This is a genomic window from Promicromonospora noduliphila (assembly GCF_056951025.1).
Window position 1 is genome coordinate 5,276,992 of sequence record NZ_CM167806.1, and the last position, 18,163, is coordinate 5,295,154.

Here is an 18,163-nt window from a genome sequence, read left to right on the forward strand (position 1 = left end):
GCGCGCTGAGTGGTTGGTTATCCACAGATTTTCGGTTCGGGTTGCGGGGCCAGTATATCGAACATAGATTCTATCTAAAGGCATGCGGATATGACGAGGGGGGCGGATGGCAGAGCACGGCGGTCGTGTCATGGTTGTCGAGGAGCTCCTCGCTTCTGCTTTCGGGTCGCCCTCGGCGTCTTGTATGACGGCGGTGTCGCTTGCGCTGCACTGGGGCGTACTGTCCTTCGACCGTGGGGGTGTGCTGCCCGGGGCCAGTGTGACGTGGACGGGTCATGGGTATGGTGCGCGCGGTGCGACCGGCGGATCCGGTAGGACGGTCGGCACCTCTACTGCTGCCGCTGGCTCTGGCGCTGCCGACGTGGCTGCCGCCTTTCGCGCTGCCTCCGGTCCCGGCACGGCCGATGCCATCGATGCTGCTACCACCATCAGCCCTGCCACCGGCCCTGAACCGGTCACCGACACAGCGCCCACGGTCGAGCCGGCCCGTGTCATCGACGCTGCCACCGGCCCCGAGACGCCCGTGGGTGACGCGCCCGTTGGCGTGGATCTGGCCGATCTGCTGGCGGGCCTGCCCATGGGTGCTGGGCTGGTCGATGCCCTAGCCGGTATCGAGGTCGCCGACACCGATATCAGTGATGGTGAGCTGATCGATGTGGCGGCCCGGTGGCAGGAGATCATCTCCTGGGCCACCGCGATGCAGTCCCGGGCCCTGGGCCAGCTCGCCCGCCGTAGGGGGTGGACCGCCGAGCACAACGCCGCGGCTGCCGAGATCAGCGCCCGCCTGCGCATCCCCCAGGGCGAGGCCAACAAGCTCATGGCCCGCGGGGCAGGCCTGGCCGAGCACCCCCAGGTCATGACCGCCCTGCACGACGGCACCATCGATACGGCCAAGGCCGACATCCTGCTGCGCTCCGGTAACCCCCTGACTACCGAGGAGCGCGAGCGGGCCATCACCCGGTACCTGCCCCAGGCACCTGATCGCACCCGCCGGTGGCTGCGCGAGCAGATGAACGACTTCGCCACCGACCTCAACGGCACCATCGAGACCACGAAGCACGCCACCAGCCGCCGCGCGGTCTACCTCGACCCCGCCGACCACTCCATGGCGTGGATCAGCGCCCACCTACCCGCCACCGACGCCGCAGCCGTCTGGGACGCTGTCGAGCAAGCCGCCCACACCCTCCGCCGGGCCCCCGGGGCCACTCGTACTCTGACCCAAGCCCGCGCCGACGCCCTGGTCGCCATCACCACCGGCCGCATCATCGTCCCACCAAGCCCCCACTGCGCACCCGAACCACCACCCGACACGACAGGCCCCAACGCGACAGGCACCAACGCGACAGGCACCACCGAGACGGGCACCGTGGCCACCGGCACGGGCACAAGCACCGGCACGACTGCGAGCACGGGCACGGGCGTGAGCAACGGCGTAGACCGAGGCAACAGCACACACCTGGACGACAGCGTCAAGGAAACCGACAACTCCGGTGTGGACAACGTCCAGACCGGGACCCCGCACGTGTCCGCCTTGCCGCGCACCACCGTGCCCGCCACCGGATGCACCTGCGGCGGATGCACCTGCGACGGCACCACCATCCAAGTCATCCCCGTCCGGCCACAAGTGCGCGTCACGGTGCCGGCGACCATGCTCCTGGGCCTGGACAACACCCCCGCCCACCTCGACGGGTACGGGCCCATCCCCGCCGAGACCGCCGCGCGCATCGCCACCGACGCCACCTGGCAACGCCTGATCACCGACCCGACCACCGGCATCCTGACCGACTACTCCACCACCACCTACCAACCCGGCCGGGTCCTGCGCCAAGCCGTGGTCGCCCGGGACCAGACCTGCTGCTTCCCCCAATGCGACCGCCCCGCCCGCTGGACCGACCTCGACCACATCCAACCCTTCGACCACCACCACGACCCCCGCAGCCAACCACCCGGCACTCCCAGACAGACGCGCGCCCAGAACCTGCAACCCCTGTGCCGGTCCCACCACCTGGCCAAGACGCACCACGGCTGGGCCGTGAGCCGCGACCCCGACACCGGGGTCACCGTCTGGACCGCACCCACCGGACACACCTACACCCGACCCGCCAGCACCGTCGGACACGTCAGCAACGACATCACCAGCCTGGCCGACGACACCCGACAACGCCTCGGACAACAACCGACCAGCCCGGGCAATCGGCTTCTCACGCACGACCGAACCGCGACGAGCCAGACCGCGGGCCCGAAAGGCATCGCACGGTCCAACACGCAACTATCCACCACCGAACAACAGCTACGAACCTTCCCTGACAAACCGCCCTTCTGACCACCTACCAGGAAACACAAGAGGGCCGCCCCACGGTGTGGGACGGCCCGTCGTGCGAACTGTTCAGCGGCGCACTACCGCTCCTGGTTGTTGACCGTCGCCTTCTTCAGAGCACCTACGGAGAGGTCGTGCTTCTCGAGGATGTCGGCATAGGTTCCGTCGTCGATCAAGCTCTGCAACGCGGCCTGGTAGGCGCGCACCATCTCGACGTCGCCCTTGAGGAACCGGAACCCCAGTGGCGAAGGGTTGATGATCTCCGTGTTCGCCACCTCGAAGATGTCGCCTGAGCCGACCTGCTTCGCGTTGTACGTGCCGGTCGACCACTGCGTGAGCTCGGCGTCCGCTTTCCCAGCCTGGACCTGGGCGAGCGCATCGGCGTCGGTCTCGAACGTGAGCACCTTGACCGGCGAGGCCTGGCACTGGGCTGCGTTCAGCGCGGCGAGCGCATCGGCCTGCGTGGTCTCGACCAGGACAGCGACCGTGCGACCGCACAGATCCTTGAGGGTCTTGATGCCCTCTGGGTTGCCTGCCGGGACCATGATCGCATCACTGTCGTTGTAGTAGTCGACGAAGTCGGAGTCGGCCTGCCGCTCCGCGGTGTCCGACATGGCCGCAGCGACGACGTCGACGTTGCTCGCGTACAGCTCGTCGACCAGCGTGTCCCACGGCATGTCCCGGAAGGTGTACTTCAAGCCGAGACGCTTCGAGGCTGCGTCGAACAGATCGATCTCGAACCCGACGATCCGGCCAGCCTGGTTCGTGTACTGGAAGGGCGGATAGCCCGACTCGGTACCGACCGTGATGCGCGTGGACTCAGCCCGCAGCTCGCCAGGAAGCAGGGCGCGCAGTTCCTCGCGCACCTCCACCTCCTGCTCGGCGCCCTCCGCCGGCTCGGCGGGAGCATAGATCGAGCAGCCGGTCAGCAGCGCGCCAAGCACGGCTGTGGCCGCGATCGAGCTGATGACCGCACGCACGCGACGTCCGCGTGCGCGATGTCCGAGTGCCATGCGGTGTCCTCCACGAAAGACAAGATGAGCGGGTTACGCGGGTGGAGCCTATACGGTCCGGCTCAGTTGCCGTGAATCCGAGTTTCACCAACGACCACCGGACGCGCCCGGGTTCAGGCGCCGGTACCGACCCTAGCCGCAGCCCCCACGTCCGCCAGAATCACCGCATCGATGAGGCCCCGCGCCCACTCCAGCACCTCGGTCCCGCGCAGCGGCCGGCCGCCGATCCGGGCGGTGGTGGGGAACGGCACGAGGAACGCCCGGATCGCGGGCTTGAGGATGGTCCCCGGGTAGAGCCGCTTGAGCCGTAGCTGCGCCGACTCGGGCAGGTTCACCGGCGCGAACCGGATGTACTTGCCCTGCGCGGTGACGTCGGTGAGCCCGGCCTCGCGGGCATGGTTGCGGAAGTTCGCGACGTCGAAGAGCGCGCCCGCGACGTCGGGCAGCGCGCCGTACCGGTCCACGAGCTCGGCCCGCACCTCGTCGAGCGCCGAGGCGTCGGTCGCAGAGGCGATCTTCTTGTACGCCTCCAGCCGCAGCCGCTCGGTGGCGATGTACGACTCGGGCAGGTGGGCGTCCACGGGCAGCTCGATGGTGACCTCCGGCGCCTCCTCCTCGCGGTCGCCGCGGAACGCGGAGACGGCCTCGCCCACCATGCGCACGTAGAGGTCGAACCCGACGCCCGCGATGTGGCCCGACTGCTCGCCGCCGAGCAGGTTGCCCGCACCACGGATCTCCAGGTCCTTCATCGCGATCTGCATGCCCGCGCCGAGGTCGGTGTGCGCGGCCATGGTGGCGAGCCGGTCGTGGGCGGTCTCGGTCAGGGGCCGCTCCGGCGGGTAGAGGAAGTACGCGTACGCGCGCTCGCGCCCGCGCCCCACACGACCGCGGAGCTGGTGAAGCTGGGACAGGCCCAGCATGTCGGAGCGCTCCAGGATCAGGGTGTTGGCGTTGGAGATGTCCAGGCCGGTCTCGATGATTGTGGTGCACACCAGCACGTCGAGCTCCTTCTCCCAGAAGGCCCGGATGACCTGGTCGAGCTGGTGCTCGCTCATCTTGCCGTGGGCCACGCCGATGCGGGCCTCCGGGACGAGCTCGCTGAGCCGGGTGGCCGTGCGCTGGATGGTCTCCACCTTGTTGTGCACGTAGAAGACCTGGCCCTCGCGCAGCAGCTCGCGCCGCAGGGCGGCCGCGATCTGCTTCTCCTCGTAGGCGCCCACGTAGGTGAGCACGGGGTGCCGCTCCTCCGGCGGCGTGGCCAGCGTGGACATCTCGCGGATGCCCGTCACCGCCATCTCCAGCGTGCGCGGGATCGGGGTCGCCGACATCGCCAGCACGTCCACGTTGGTGCGGAGCTGCTTGAGCGTCTCCTTGTGCTCGACGCCGAACCGCTGCTCCTCGTCGATGATCACCAGGCCCAGGTCCTTGAACCCGACCGACCCGGTGATGAGGCGGTGCGTGCCGATCACGACGTCGACGCTGCCGTCCTTGAGGCCCGCGAGCGTCTCCTCCGACTCCTTGGCCGACTGGAAGCGGCTCAGCGCCCGCACGTTCACGGGGAACCCGGTGTACCGCTCGGAGAAGGTCTCGAAGTGCTGCTGCACCAGCAGTGTGGTCGGCACCAGCACGGCCACCTGCTTGCCGTCCTGCACCGCCTTGAACGCGGCCCGGATCGCGATCTCGGTCTTGCCGTAGCCGACGTCGCCGCACACCAGGCGGTCCATCGGCACGGACTTCTCCATGTCGGCCTTGACCTCGTCGATGGTGGCGAGCTGGTCGGGCGTCTCGACGTACGCGAAGGCGTCCTCCAGCTCGCGCTGCCACGGGGTGTCCGGGCCGTAGGCGTGACCCTGCGTGGCCATGCGCGCGCTGTAGAGCCGGATCAGCTCGCTCGCGATCTCGCGCACGTGCTTGCGCGCCTTGGCCTTGGTGTTCTTCCAGTCGGCGCCGCCCATCTTGGACAGCGACGGCGACTCACCGCCCGTGTACTTGGTGACCTGGTCGAGCTGGTCGGTGGGCACGAACAGCCGGTCGCCCGGCTGGCCGCGCTTGCTGCTCGCGTACTCGATCACGAGGTACTCGCGTGTGGCCCGGTTGCCGCCGGTGCCCATGGTGCGCTGCGCCATCTCGACGAACCGGCCCACGCCGTGCTGCTCGTGCACTACGAAGTCGCCCGCCTTGAGCTGCAGCGGGTCCACGACGTTGCGCCGCCGGCTCGGCATCCGGCGCATGTCGCGCGTGTTCGCGCCGGCCCGGCCGGTCAGGTCCTGCTCCGAGAACACCGCGAGCTGCAGGTCGGGCGCCACGAACCCCTTGCCGGCGCCACCCGCCAGCACGTGCACGACGCCGGGCTCCGGCTCGTCGTCGAGCGAGACCGCCAGCCGCGCGGCCGTACCAGCGGCCGAGAGCTGCTCGGTCATGCGCTTCGCCGGCCCGTGGCCCTCCGTGGTGAGTACGAGCCGCCACCCGGCGACCTGCAGCCCGTGCACGTCGTCCAGGGCGCGCGCGAGGTCGCCGCGGTAGGACTCCACGTCCCGCGCGCTGACGGTGAACACGGTCTCGCCGCCGGCCCCCGCCTCGTCGTCCGACGCGGCGAGCTCGGCGTCCTGCGTGAACGCCGAGAGCGTCCACCAGCCGAGGCCGCGCCGGGCCGCGATCTCGCGGACCTCCGCGAAGGTCGCGAAGGAGGCGGCGGACAGGTCGATCGGCGCCGCGGCGCCCGCCACGGCGCTCGTCCAGGCGGCGGCGAGGAACTCCTCGGTGGTCGCCACCAGGTCGTGCGCACGACGGCGCACGCGCTCGGGCTCGTTGACCACGAGCAGCGCGTCGTCGGGCACGAGCTCCAGGACCGGCACCATCCGGTCCACCAGCACCGGCGCGAGCGACTCCATACCCTCGACGGCGACGCCGGCGGCGAGCTTGTCGAGCATCTCGACCGCGCCCGGCAGGCTTTCCACCAGGTCCGCCGCACGCTGCCGGACGGCGTCCGTCAGCAGGATCTCGCGGCACGGCGGCGCCCAGAGTCCGTGCTCGGCGATCTCGAGGCTGCGCTGGTCGGCCACGGCGAACCAGCGGATCTCCGTGACCTCGTCGCCCCAGAACTCGCACCGCAGCGGGTGGTCCTCGGTGGGCGGGAAGATGTCGAGGATGCCGCCGCGCACCGCGAACTCGCCGCGCCGCTCCACCATGTCCACGCGCGTGTACGCAGCGGCCGTGAGCCGCTCGGCGATCTCCGTCAGGTCCGCGGTGCTGCCCGTGGCGAGCTGGACCGGCTCCAGCTCCCCGAGCCCCTCGACCACGGGCTGCAGCAGGGCGCGCACCGGCATCACCAGGAGCTGCACCGGACCCGCCTGGCCGTGCTCCGCCGTGGGATGGGCCAGCCGGCGGAACACCGCGAGGCGCCTGGCCACCGTGTCGGCGCGCGGGCTGAGCCGCTCGTGCGGCAGGGTCTCCCAGGCGGGCAGGACCGCCACGGAGTCGCCCTCGCCCTCCGGGAGGTAGCCCCGCAGGCTCGCGGCCAGGTCGTCCGCCTCGCGGCCCGTCGCGGTGACCACCACGAGCGGACGCTGCTGCGCGGCGGCCACCAGCAGGGGCGGGCGCACGCCGACCGGGCCCACCACGTCCGCGAAACCGCGGACCCGCACGTGCTCCACGGCGGCGGACGCGCCGGGATCACGCAGCAGAGCGGGAAGCAGACCGGTGAGGTTCATGGAAATCTGTCCTTCGAGGGCGCACGACAACGGGCCCACCACACGGCTTACCAGGGTAGGGGTCATCGAGTGAGGGGCTGGATCCAAGGCTACTCCCGGCCACCGACACTGCCGTCGGCACTGCCGTTCGGTCACCCTTGGCACGTACGATGACCGGCGATGTTCACCCCTCATCGGTCCCCGCGGCACGCCGTCGCGCACGTGGGACACGACACCGCCGTCGTGCGGCACGCCGCTGCGCGCCTCGCCTGGCCCGACGCCGCGCGCGGCCTCGCGATCGGCCTCGTGGTGCTCTACCACGCGACCAACTGGACCTGGTCCACCGGGTACGAGGTGAGCGTCCTGCGCGACGTCAACGAGGCGCTGCGCAGCCTGCGCATGCCCCTGTTCTTCGCGGTCTCCGGCATGTTCGCCGCGAAGTGGATGACCGTGCCGTGGTCCCGGCTGGCCCGCGGCAAGCTGCTGTACTTCGCCTGGGTGTTCGTGCTGTGGGAGCCCATCTCCCTGGTGGTCCGCCTGGTCACGGGCTATTACCAGGTGCCGGACGCCGACTGGGGCAACCTGCTCCACGACCTCGCCTGGTCGCTGCTGATCCCCCGGTCCGAGCTGTGGTTCATCTGGACGCTGGCGGCATTCTTCGTGATCGCGCGGGCGCTGCACCGCGTGCCCGTGCCGATTCAGCTCCTGGCCGCCGCCGCGGTGAGCGGGTGGGCCCTGGCCGGCTGGGAGCCGGAGAGCATCGCCTGGCGGGGCACCGCGCAGTTCGTGGTGTTCTTCCTGGCCGGGCTGCACCTGCGGCGGCCGCTCGAACGGTTCGCCGAGCGGGTCGTCCACGGGCTCGGCTGGCTCTGGGCGGTGGGCGCCGTCGGCGTCTGGCTGGGGGTGCAGACGGCGGTGCCCGACCTGGGGCTCGCCGACGTCCCCGGGTTCTACCTGCTCGCCAACCTCGCGGGCGTGCCGGCCGGCGTCGCCGTGAGTGCCCTGATCGCTCGGGTGCCCGGTACCCGGCACCTGCCCGACTCCCTCGGGCTGCGCTGGCTCGGCGCCCGGACGCTGCCCGTGTTCGTCACGCACACGCCGGTGGTGCACTGCCTGCTGTTCCTGCTGTACAGCAACGCCGTGTGGGTCCCGGCGCCGCAGTCGCAGTGGATGCCGGTGGCGCTCACGGCGGTGGCGGTCGCCGTCGGGCTGGGGCTGGGCGCCCTGGCGCCGCGGATCGGCGCCCGCTGGCTGTTCACCCCACCCCGGACGCTGACCGGCTCGACATCCTGACTTGACCGATATCTACCCCTTACGTGACCCGTCCTGTTACTGTGTCGCAGTCAGCAACGGCACCGACGCCGTTGCGGCTGGGCGGGCCGTCGGCCACGCCCCGGCTCCGCGGGAGGTCTCGTGCGACGCATCAGAGGGACGGCAGTTCTCGGGACGGCGGTGGCGGTCGCCTGCCTCAGCGCGACGGCGCTGGTGGCACCGGCGTCGGCCGAACCGGCGCTCCCCAGCCCCGAGTCCGAGGTCAACGTGACGGGCACGCCGTTCACCGGCACGCGGCCCGACGGGACCGTCTACGGCCTCATCGACGCGCACAGCCACCTGTTCATGCAGGACGGCATGGGCGGCGCCGCCCTGTGCGGCAAGGTGTTCTCGGAGCAGGGGATCGAGACGGCGCTGCGTGACTGCCTGTCGCACGAGCCGCACGGCCTCGGCGCGCTGCTGGAGAACCTGACCAGGGACGGCTCGCCGATCGGCACGCACGACACCACCGGCTGGCCCACCTTCGCCGACTGGCCCGCCCACGACTCCCTCACCCACCAGCAGATGTACTACCGCTGGGTCGAGCGGGCCTGGCGCGGCGGGCAGCGCGTGCTCGTGAACGACCTGGTCACCAACGGCCTGCTGTGCTCCATCAACCCCGGCACGCACCAGCCCTGCGACGAGATGACGGCGATCCGCCGTCAGGCACAGGACACCTACGACCTCCAGGCCTACGTCGACGCGCAGTACGGCGGGCAGGGCCGCGGCTGGTTCCGGATCGTCACCAGCAGCGCGCAGGCGCGGCAGGTGATCGAGGAGGGCAAGCTCGCCGTCGTGCTCGGGGTGGAGACGTCGGAGCCGTTCGGGTGCAAGCAGAGCCTGCGCATCCCGCGCTGCTCGCGGGACGACATCGACGCGGGCCTCGACGAGCTGTACGACCTCGGCGTGCGCTCGATGTACCTGTGCCACAAGTTCGACAACGCGCTGTGCGGCGTGCGGTTCGACGAGGGGAGCATGGGCACGGTCATCAACGCCGGCCAGTTCCTCTCCACCGGCACCTGGTGGGACGCCCGCTCCTGCCCGGCCGACCAGCCGCACGACAACAACCCGGGCAACGGCGAGCTCCCGCCCGCCCTGGAGGACGACCTCCCGCCGGTCCTGCCCCTCTACCCGCCGGGCACGCTGTGCAACACCCACGGGCTGAGCCGGCTCGGCGAGTACGCCGTCCGGGGCATGGTCGAGCGGAACATGATGATCGAGATCGACCACATGAGCGCCAAGGCCGCCGACCAGACCCTCGACCTCCTGGAGGCCGAGGGCTACCCCGGCGTCCTGTCGACGCACTCCTGGATGGACGAGCGCTACCTCGACCGGCTCTACGCGCTGGGCGGGTTCGCCACGATCTACGGACACGCGGCCCACGAGTTCGTCGCGGAGTACGAGCGCACGGCGCCCGTCCGCGACCGGTACGGCGCGGGGATCGGGTTCGGCTTTGACATGAACGGGTTCGGCGGCACGCCGCCGCCCCGGGCCGACGCCGCGGCGAACCCCGTCCGGTACCCGTTCCGGTCGTTCGACGGCGGATCGCTGCTCGACCGGCAGACGACCGGCCAGCGGACCTGGGACGTCAACGTCGACGGCGTCGCGCACTACGGCCTGGTGCCCGACTACGTCGAGGACCTGCGCCTGGTGGGCGGCCAGGGCCTCATCGACGACCTGTCGCGCGGCCCCGAGAGCTATCTGCGGACGTGGGCAGGGGCCGAGGCGCACTGAGCGGGTGAGAACCGAGCGGGTGAGAAAGGCAGTTCACCCGTCCCCGACCGGACGGAACCGGACGTCCCGGCCGTAATCTGATCGGGCTTCGTTCCGCCTGCATCAAGTCCGCTGGAGCCGTATGTCTGCTCTCGTCCGTGCCGCGCCGGCGGAGACCGGCCCGCTGGCCGACGACCGGCGGAGCGCCGCGCGCCGTCGTGCCGGGCGGGTCCCGTCCACGGTGGTGACGCTCGGTGTGGTGAGCTTCCTGACGGACGTCTCGTCGGAGGCCGTGACGGCGGTCCTGCCGTTGTACGTGACGGCGGCCCTCGGCCTGTCGGTGGTCGCGTACGGCGTGGTCGACGGGCTCGTGCAGGGTGCGGGCGCCCTCGTGCGGGTGGCGGGCGGCTGGGCCGCCGACCGGACCGACCGGCCCAAGTGGGTGGCCGCGGCGGGCTACGGCCTGTCGGCCCTGACCCGCGTGGGCCTGCTGTTCGCCGCGGGCCTGCCCGCCGTCGCGAGCCTCGTGGTGACGGACCGGATCGGCAAGGGGATCCGCACGGCGCCACGCGACGCCCTGATCGCCGCGTCCGCGAACCCGCGCAACCTCGGCCGCTCCTTCGGGGTGCACCGGGCGCTGGACACCGCGGGCGCCGCGCTGGGACCGCTGCTCGCGTTCGCGGTGCTCTGGGCCATCCCGGACGGCTGGTCCACGATCTTCGTCATCTCGCTCGGCGCCGCCGTGCTCGGCGTCGGCGCCCTCGTGCTCCTCGTCCCGGACCTGCGGCCGCGGCAGGCGGCCTGGCTGCGGGCTCACCGCAGCCGGCAGGACCGCGGCCTGCCCAAGTGCAAGGGGTGCACGTGCGACGCGCCGGGGGCGCTGCGCCCCGCGGGGCGCCCGTTCTCGTGGAGCTTCCTGCGCGGGGGCGCGACGGTGCGGCTGCTGCTCGTCGCGGGGCTCCTCGGCCTGCTGACCGTCGGCGACGGGTTCGTCTACCTCGCGCTGCAGGACCGCGACGGCTTCGCCACGCAGTGGTTCCCGCTGCTCTACGTCGGGACGAACGCCGTCTACATGCTGCTCGCCGCGCCGGTCGGGCGGCTGGCGGACCGGCTGGGCCGGGCGCGCGTGCTGGTCTGGGGGCACGCCCTGCTCGCGGCGGCCTACGCCTGTGCGGCGGCCCCGTTCGCCGGAGCGGCCACCACCATCGCCGCCCTGGTGCTGCTGGGCACCTTCTACGCCATGACCGACGGCGTCCTGGCCGCCCTGACCAGTGCCATGGTGCCCGCCGCCGTCCGCGGGACCGCCATCGGCACCGCGCAGACGGTCACCGCCGTCGCGCGGATGGCCGCCTCCGCCGGGTTCGGCGTGCTGTGGTACGCGACCGGCCGCGTGGACGCGCTGTGGATAGCGGTGGCCGCGCTGGCGGTCGCGGTCCCCGTCTGCGCGTACCTGGTGCGGGGCGGTCGCCTGGAGCGGGCCGCCGAACCGGCCGAGGAGGCCGTGACATGAGCCAGGAACGGGGCTCCGCCGTCCGGCGCCGGACCGCGTTCGCCGTGCTGACCCTCGTGGTGGTGGCCGGCACCACCTGGTACGCCGTGGCGGAGCTCCAGCGCGCCCGGGCCGAGCAGGCCGCGCCGTCCCAGGTTCAGGTGGCGGACGGCGTGCTGGACGGCCCCCACGTCCTGTTCCGCGGCACCGCGCCGGGCGAGCTGTACGGGCGGGTGGCCGCCGTCGCCCTGGACGACCTGTCCGGACCCCGCGAGGTCACGCCCGCCGTGTGCGACCGGGTGGACTCCGACGGCGAGACGACGGTCTGCCTGCGCACCGACCGCGGCGTCGTCACCACGTACGAGGCGCAGGTGCTCGACGCCGACTGGCGCACCACGGCGAGCTGGCCGCTGCCCGGCCTGCCGAGCCGGGCCCGGCTGTCGCCGGACGGCCTGGTCGCCACCACCTCGTTCGTGACGGGCCACTCCTACGCCACCACGGGCTTCTCCACGGAGACGACGGTGCACGACGCCGACGGCGCCGAGGTGTCCGGCAACCTCGAGGACTTCACGCTCGCCGCCGACGGCGAGCGGGTGGCCCCCGTCGACCGGAACGTGTGGGGCGTGACCTTCGTCGACGCGCGGTACTTCTACGCGACGGTCCAGTCGCAGTCGCTCGGCCACACCTGGCTCGTGCGCGGCGACCTGACCGAGCGCACCCTCGTCACGCTGCTCGACGGCGTGGAGTGCCCATCGCTGTCCCCGGACGGCACCCGGCTCGCCTTCAAGCACGACGCCCGCCAGCCCGGCGCGGCGACCCCCCACTGGACGCCGGCGGTGCTCGACCTGGCCACGATGGCGGTCACCGTACTCGACGCCGAGGAGCGGAACGTGGACGACCAGATCGCCTGGCTCGACGACTCGACGCTCCTGTACGGGCTCGCCCGCGCCGACGAGCCGGGGACCACCGACGTCTGGTCACTGGCCGCCGACGGCGCGTCCGGCCCGGCGGTCGCTATTCCGCAGGCCTGGTCGCCGAGTGTGGTACGGGGGTGATGGTGTGCGCCACGGCGTGTCGTCTCTGGGTGTTCCGCCCCTGGGTGCTCGGCTGCTGGCTCTTCCCCTGGCCGCGACCCTGGTGCTGACCGGCTGCACGCCCGTGCAGCAGCGCGCAGCAGGAGACGGGACGGGCCAGACGCCGAGCCCCAGCGCGGTACTGACCAGGCCGTCGGCCGGGCCGGGCGGCTCAGGCGGTGCAGACGAGCCCGACTCCCTTGACGCCGATGCCGACGCTGAGACCGATGCCGACGCGGACGGGCAAGACGCCGTCGAGCGCGGCCCGGCCGGGACGACAGCCCCGACATCGAGCAACCGCAGCGGCGGGCAGAGCGGGGCCGAGGGCAGCGAACTCGCCCCGCCCGAGGCGGACCGGTCAGCGGACGGCGCCCTGGACACGTCTTCGATCCCGTCGGCCGGCCGGCTGAGCCCGAGGCAGGAGACCGGCAGCGGCGCGGGACTGGTCAGCGGCTTCCCCGACGACGTCGTCCTCGTGCCGGCCGGTGCCACGGTGACGTCCAGCTCCGTGACCGGCGCGGACGGCCGCTACCAGGTGACACTCGACGTGACGATGGACCGCGCCTGCGACGCCGCCATCCTCGACTACCGCGCCTGGTTCACGAGCGGAGGCTTCAGGGAGACCGGCGCGACCGCGGGACCAGACCGCACCACCGTCGAGCTCACCCGCGACGACGGCACCGTGGTGCTCGGCGCGGCCCTGGACGGTGGCAGGTGCGACGTCTCGGTGTTCGCCGCTCTGTCGGCGCGGTGATGCCTGCGGCCCTGCCCCACCTGGCATCCGCCCGTCGTCACCCGTCCGTGAACACGGGATCCACCCAGTACCCGGTGCTCTGCCACGAGTACTGCGGGAACCCGCCGCCGTAGGCGTACCGGCCGGCGTCCACCGCCGTCGTCAGCGGGCCGACGGTGCGCGGCTGCGCGAAGTAGCCCGCCCCCGCCGCGTAGTGGCCGTGCGGCGCGAGATAGGACACGACGTACGTGGTGCCGGCGGTGATCTCCACCGGGTCCGGCAGGTGGACCGTCTGCCAGCCCTCGCCGCCCTCCGACGGCGCCTGGGCGGTCGCCAGCGGTGCGCCGTCGGCCGACCACACGGTCACCGTGTGCGGGCCGGTGTTCCCGGCGCCCCGGTAGAACCGCACCGCGCCGACCACGCCGTCGCGGGTCGCGGAGAACCGGGTGCCGAGCTCGACGGCCGCGCCGTCGTCCGCGGCCGGGACGGGCGGTACGTCGCCGCCGAAGAGCAGGCACGGGCACTGGCCGTCGGCCGCCCGTGTGGTGAACGACCACGTGGTCGGCCCGACCGTCGACCCGTCGGCGGTGGTTCCGGAGAACCTCGCCGAGTAGGTGGTGCCCGGTGCGAGGTCCGGGAGGGTCAGGGTCGCCGTCGCGCCGTCGACCGCGAGGCTGCCCGGCACCGACTGGCCGCCGGGGCCCGTCAGGGTCAGGGTCGTGCCCGCGGCGAGCTGCTGCGACACCGTGACCGACACGTCGGTGCCGACCGGCACGTCGACGGCGCCGGCCGACGGCGTCCGCGACACGACCGTCGGGGCCACCGGGTCGGGCCGGTACTGCACGTCGACCAGATAGGACGTCGAGGTCGCCGTAGTCGGCCGCCCCGTGCCGTACACGTAGACGCCGGCGTTCTGCGACGTGCTCAGGTTCCCGACCGTGCGGGGCTCGCCGAGGGCGCCGAGCGTGGCCGGGTACTCGCCGGTCGGCGCGCGGTAGCTCACCGTGTACTCCTCCCCCGCCGTCACGTCGGCGGGGGTGTCGAACTCGACGTCCTGCCAGCCCCGCGCCACCGGGTGCGTGATGGTCGCCTGGGCGAGCAGCGCGCCGTCGCCGCTCCGCCACAGGGAGGCCACGAAGGGGCCCTCGATCTCGGTCGACTTCCAGAACTGCATCCCGGTGACCGTGCCGTCCAGCCGCGGCGAGAAGCGCAAGCCCAGCACGACGGCGTCGTGGTCGGCCGCTGCGGCGAGGTCCGGCACGGTGGCCTCGTCGTAGATACCGCACGGGCACGCCGACGACGGCGGGCGAAGCGTCCGGAAGCTCCAGGTGCCGCCCTCGGAGAGCTGGGTGCCCTCGACGGACCGGGCGGTCACCGCGACCGTGTACTCGACGAACCCGGCCAGCGGGGCCGACGGCGTGAACGTCGCCGTGCGCGAGGGGGCGTCGTAGGCCACGCTGCCCGCCACCGCCGTCCCCGCCTCGTCGGTCACGGTGAAGCCGATGGTGGACGGGGTCACGTTCTTGGAGAACGTGATGCGCACCGGGCTGTTCAGGGGCGCGCTGACCTCGCCGGGGACGGGGGCGTGCGCGATCGCGACCAGCGGGGAGTCGTCGGTGAGCGTGAACACGGGGTCCACGTAGTAGGCGGCGTTGTCCCAGGACTGCGTCGGCACGGTGCCCGCGGCGCCGTACACGCCGGCCGGCGCGGCGTCGAACCCGCCCTGGACGGTCAGCGGCCCGGCGTCGCGCCCCCGGGTCTGGAACGCCCAGGGGGTGGCGGTGTAGCCGCCGGACGGCGCGGTGTAGGACACCACGTACGCCTGTCCCGCGACGACGGGGACCGGCCGGGTGAACGGTGCCGTCTGCCACCCGGTCGCCGACTCGCCCGTGAACTGCACGCGGGCCAGCGGCTCGCCCGCCGCGCTCCACAGCGTCCCGTGGTGCACGCCCGTGTTGGCGGCGGACTTGTAGAACCGGACGCCGCTGATGTAGCCGTCAGCCGCCGCGACGAACCGCAGGCCCAGCTCGACCGCCGACGAGTCGTCCGCCGGGGCGGTGGCAGGGGGCGTGTCGCCGTAGACCGTGCACGGGCAGGCCACCTGGACCCCCACGGTCGCCGCGCTGCCGATGTTCGCCGAGTCGTCGATCGCGCGTGCCCGGAGCTGGACCGGCCCGGTCCCGAAGACCTGCCCGGTGTACCGCCAGCTCCCGCGCCCCTCGGCGGGGTGCCAGGTCTTGCCGCCGTCGAGCGACACCTCGACGCCCGCCACCTTGCCCAGCACGTCGGTGGCCGTGCCGGTGACCGTGACGCTCGCCCCGCCGCGGTACGACGTCTGCGCGGCCGGGCTCTGGATGATGGTGGTCGGCCCGATGGTGTCCGCCGTCTGCGTCGCGGGGAGGATGCCGGACGCCAGGGTGCCGGGCTGGATGCCCATGTCCGCGAACAGGTTGACCGTCGCCTGGCGCATCCGGGAGTCGGCGGGGGCGCCGTCGCCGTCGTGCTCCTGGTCCAGGCCCCACGACCACTGCACCGTGCCGGCGGAGAACACCAGTGCGCCGCTCGCGGCCTTGTACAGCGTGATGTTGTGCCGGGTGACGCCGGGCGCCACCGTGTTGCCGAAGTCCTGCAGGTACTCGGGCACGTCGCCGACGGTCGTCGACAGCCGGACCAGGCCCGCCGGGCGGAACCCGTTGTCGACGTCCTCGTTCGACTCGTACCCGACCGTGTGCTGCGCGAGCGCCTGGGAGGTTCCAGTGGGCAGGGCGGTCAGCGTGGTGTTCCGCCAGATCCGCAGGTCGCCCTCCTCGGCAGAGACCGTGACCGGCAGGTCCGAGTAGTTGACCATGTACTGGGTGCCGATGATCCCGTTCTCCGGCCGGCCCGCCCCGGCGGCGGTGCTCGCGTACCGGGGGTCGCGCCACGTCCCGGTCCACTGGCTGGACGGGTCGACCTTGGCGCGGCTCCAGGTCTCCTTGTACGACACGAGCGTGCGGTAGTCGGCCGGCGTGCCGGCCACCGACGGCTCCCAGCGCGTGCGCCAGTACATCTCGTTGCCCGCGAAGAAGGCCAGGTGCACCCCGGCGTCGCGAGCCTGCTCGACGGCGGCGCGCTGCGGGCCGGACCAGTACTCGTCGTGCCCCACGGACAGGAACAGCTCGTGGTTCAGCAGCCGGGCACCGTCGCGGTGGGTGTCGGCCCCGGCGATGTAGGTGACGTCGTAGCCGTTCTGCTCCAGGAACCGCACCATCGCGTACTCGGCGCTGAAGTAGAAGTCGCGGCCGCTCGCCAGGCCACGAGTGTTGAACGGGCGGTTGTAGCTGAGCTTGTAGGCCCGCCCGTTGGCGCCGCCGGAGTAGAAGCTGGACCCGCCGTAGGTGTTGTAGGCCTGCCAGGTGGTGTCCGCCGTCTGGAACACCATGTCCGAGGTGGAGCCGTCGTCGCGCACGACGAACGTGATGTGGCTCTGGCCGCCGGTGTCCGGCCGGGTCAAGAGCGCGACGTACACGCCGGACACCGCGGTGGCCGGGACGTCCCAGAAGGCCGAGGTGGCCCAGCTCCCGCAGTCGACCAGCTCGGTGGTCACGTCGAAGGCGCACTCCGGCTGCGTCTGCGGCAGCGAGACGCTCGGCCGGACGGCGTCGACCTTGCGCGCGCCGAGGCCCTGGTACCAGCCCGTGCGGTAGATGTCGATCGTGTACGCGCGCGCGTTGGTGTCGATCTTGAACGAGACCCGGCTGCCCGCGTCGACGCTCATCGCGGTGGCGAAGCCCTGGATGCTGGGGTCGCCAGCGCCCTCGATGTCCCACACCTGGGGCGACGTGCCGGGCTTGGAGTTCTCGCACACGATGGGGTTGCCGCCCGGCGCGCACGGATCGGTCTCCGCCGTCGCCGTCGGCACCACCGACAGCAGGGCCGACGAGAGCGTCAGGGCGGCCACGACGAAACCCGCCACGGGGCGGAGGCCGCGGCGGGACCTGGGCGACGGGAGCTCGGAGGTGCTGCGCACAGCGCAACTCTAGAAGCGCCGGTACCGCCGCGGCCGTGCGGGGAGCCGATGATCACCCCCGGTTCACCCGCTTGCATGGAGTCCCGGACGAACCGCCCCGAACCGCTCGGTCAGGCCCTGGCCGTGTGGTACTTGCCCTGCGCCGCGAGCAGACCCTCGGTGAGCAGCAGCTCGACGGCGTCGGCGGCGTCGTCCACCAGGATCGGCAGGTCCTTGCGCTCCGTGCCGGAGAAGTCGCGCAGCACGTAGTCGGCGGTGTCCATGCGGCCCGGCGGGCGGCCGACGCCGACGCGCACCCGGTGGTAGTCCTTGGTGCCGAGCGCCTTGGTGGTGTCGCGCAGCCCGTTGTGGCCGCCCTCGCCCCCGCCGATCTTGAGCTTGATCGTGTCGAAGGGGATGTCCACCTCGTCGTGCACCATGACCACCTGGTCGGCGGGCACGTCGTAGTACTTGGCGAGCGCGCTGACCGGGCCGCCCGAGACGTTCATGTACGTGGTCGGCTTGGCGAGGACCACGCGCGGGCCCGGGGCCCCGCCGGGCAGCACCCCGAGCCGCGCCTCGGCGACGACGGCCTGCGCGCGGGGGTGCTTGGAGAAGCGCGCGCCGGTGCGCTCGGCCAGCAGGTCCAACACCATCTGCCCCACGTTGTGCCGGTTACCGGCGTACTTGGCCCCAGGATTCCCGAGCCCGACAACAAGCCAGGGCCGCTCGCTCATCTCACCTCCCAGGTAGGGGATCAGTGTGGTCGGCAGAATGTCAGGTGATCGGTATTCAGAGCTACCGATCACCTGACATTCTGCCGACCATTCAGGCTTG

The 18,163-nt window shown here is 72.2% G+C and carries 10 protein-coding genes; 6 read left to right on the forward strand and 4 right to left on the reverse strand.

What is annotated here, in order from left to right; genetic code table 11:
* Positions 1–106: 106 nt before the first annotated feature.
* Positions 107–2,323, forward strand: a complete 2,217-nt coding sequence (locus tag AC0QU1_RS22935) for an HNH endonuclease (RefSeq protein WP_483572699.1) — start codon at positions 107–109, stop codon at positions 2,321–2,323.
* Positions 2,324–2,397: 74 nt separating this feature from the next.
* On the opposite strand, the gene AC0QU1_RS22940 is transcribed toward AC0QU1_RS22935, so the two are convergent.
* Both AC0QU1_RS22940 and mfd read right to left on the reverse strand, forming a co-directional pair.
* On the reverse strand, positions 2,398–3,330 hold the full coding sequence (locus tag AC0QU1_RS22940) for an ABC transporter substrate-binding protein (protein ID WP_483572701.1): 933 nt from the start codon (positions 3,328–3,330) through the stop codon (positions 2,398–2,400).
* A gap of 113 nt (positions 3,331–3,443) precedes the next feature.
* Entirely contained in the window at positions 3,444–7,040 is a 3,597-nt protein-coding gene (gene mfd / locus AC0QU1_RS22945; RefSeq protein ID WP_483572703.1) for a transcription-repair coupling factor, read from the reverse strand.
* A 159-nt stretch (positions 7,041–7,199) separates the two neighbouring features.
* Here mfd and AC0QU1_RS22950 point away from each other — a divergent pair, with 159 nt between their 5' ends.
* The 5 genes from AC0QU1_RS22950 (at position 7,200) to AC0QU1_RS22970 (ending at position 13,359) form a co-directional block, all read left to right on the forward strand.
* Positions 7,200–8,312: an acyltransferase family protein gene (locus AC0QU1_RS22950; protein WP_483572705.1), complete on the forward strand. Its 1,113-nt coding sequence runs from the start codon at positions 7,200–7,202 to the stop codon at positions 8,310–8,312.
* A gap of 120 nt (positions 8,313–8,432) precedes the next feature.
* Entirely contained in the window at positions 8,433–10,064 is a 1,632-nt protein-coding gene (locus AC0QU1_RS22955; RefSeq protein ID WP_483572707.1) for a Coagulation factor 5/8 type domain-containing protein, read from the forward strand.
* A gap of 121 nt (positions 10,065–10,185) precedes the next feature.
* Positions 10,186–11,553, forward strand: coding sequence for an MFS transporter (locus AC0QU1_RS22960; RefSeq protein WP_483572709.1), 1,368 nt, complete (start codon positions 10,186–10,188; stop codon positions 11,551–11,553).
* Positions 11,550–12,587 carry a hypothetical protein gene (locus tag AC0QU1_RS22965; protein ID WP_483572711.1) on the forward strand — a complete coding sequence of 346 codons (1,038 nt, stop codon included), beginning with the start codon at positions 11,550–11,552 and terminating at the stop codon, positions 12,585–12,587. The genes AC0QU1_RS22960 and AC0QU1_RS22965 overlap by 4 nt, the downstream gene beginning before the upstream one ends.
* A gap of 16 nt (positions 12,588–12,603) precedes the next feature.
* Complete coding sequence (locus tag AC0QU1_RS22970) at positions 12,604–13,359, forward strand: hypothetical protein (RefSeq protein ID WP_483572713.1); 756 nt, start codon at positions 12,604–12,606, stop codon at positions 13,357–13,359.
* A gap of 37 nt (positions 13,360–13,396) precedes the next feature.
* Here AC0QU1_RS22970 and AC0QU1_RS22975 read toward each other — a convergent pair whose 3' ends face one another.
* Entirely contained in the window at positions 13,397–17,347 is a 3,951-nt protein-coding gene (locus AC0QU1_RS22975; RefSeq protein WP_483572715.1) for a DUF4082 domain-containing protein, read from the reverse strand.
* Positions 17,348–17,457: 110 nt separating this feature from the next.
* On the reverse strand, positions 17,458–18,063 hold the full coding sequence (gene pth / locus AC0QU1_RS22980) for an aminoacyl-tRNA hydrolase (RefSeq protein WP_483572717.1): 606 nt from the start codon (positions 18,061–18,063) through the stop codon (positions 17,458–17,460).
* Positions 18,064–18,163 lie beyond the last annotated feature (100 nt).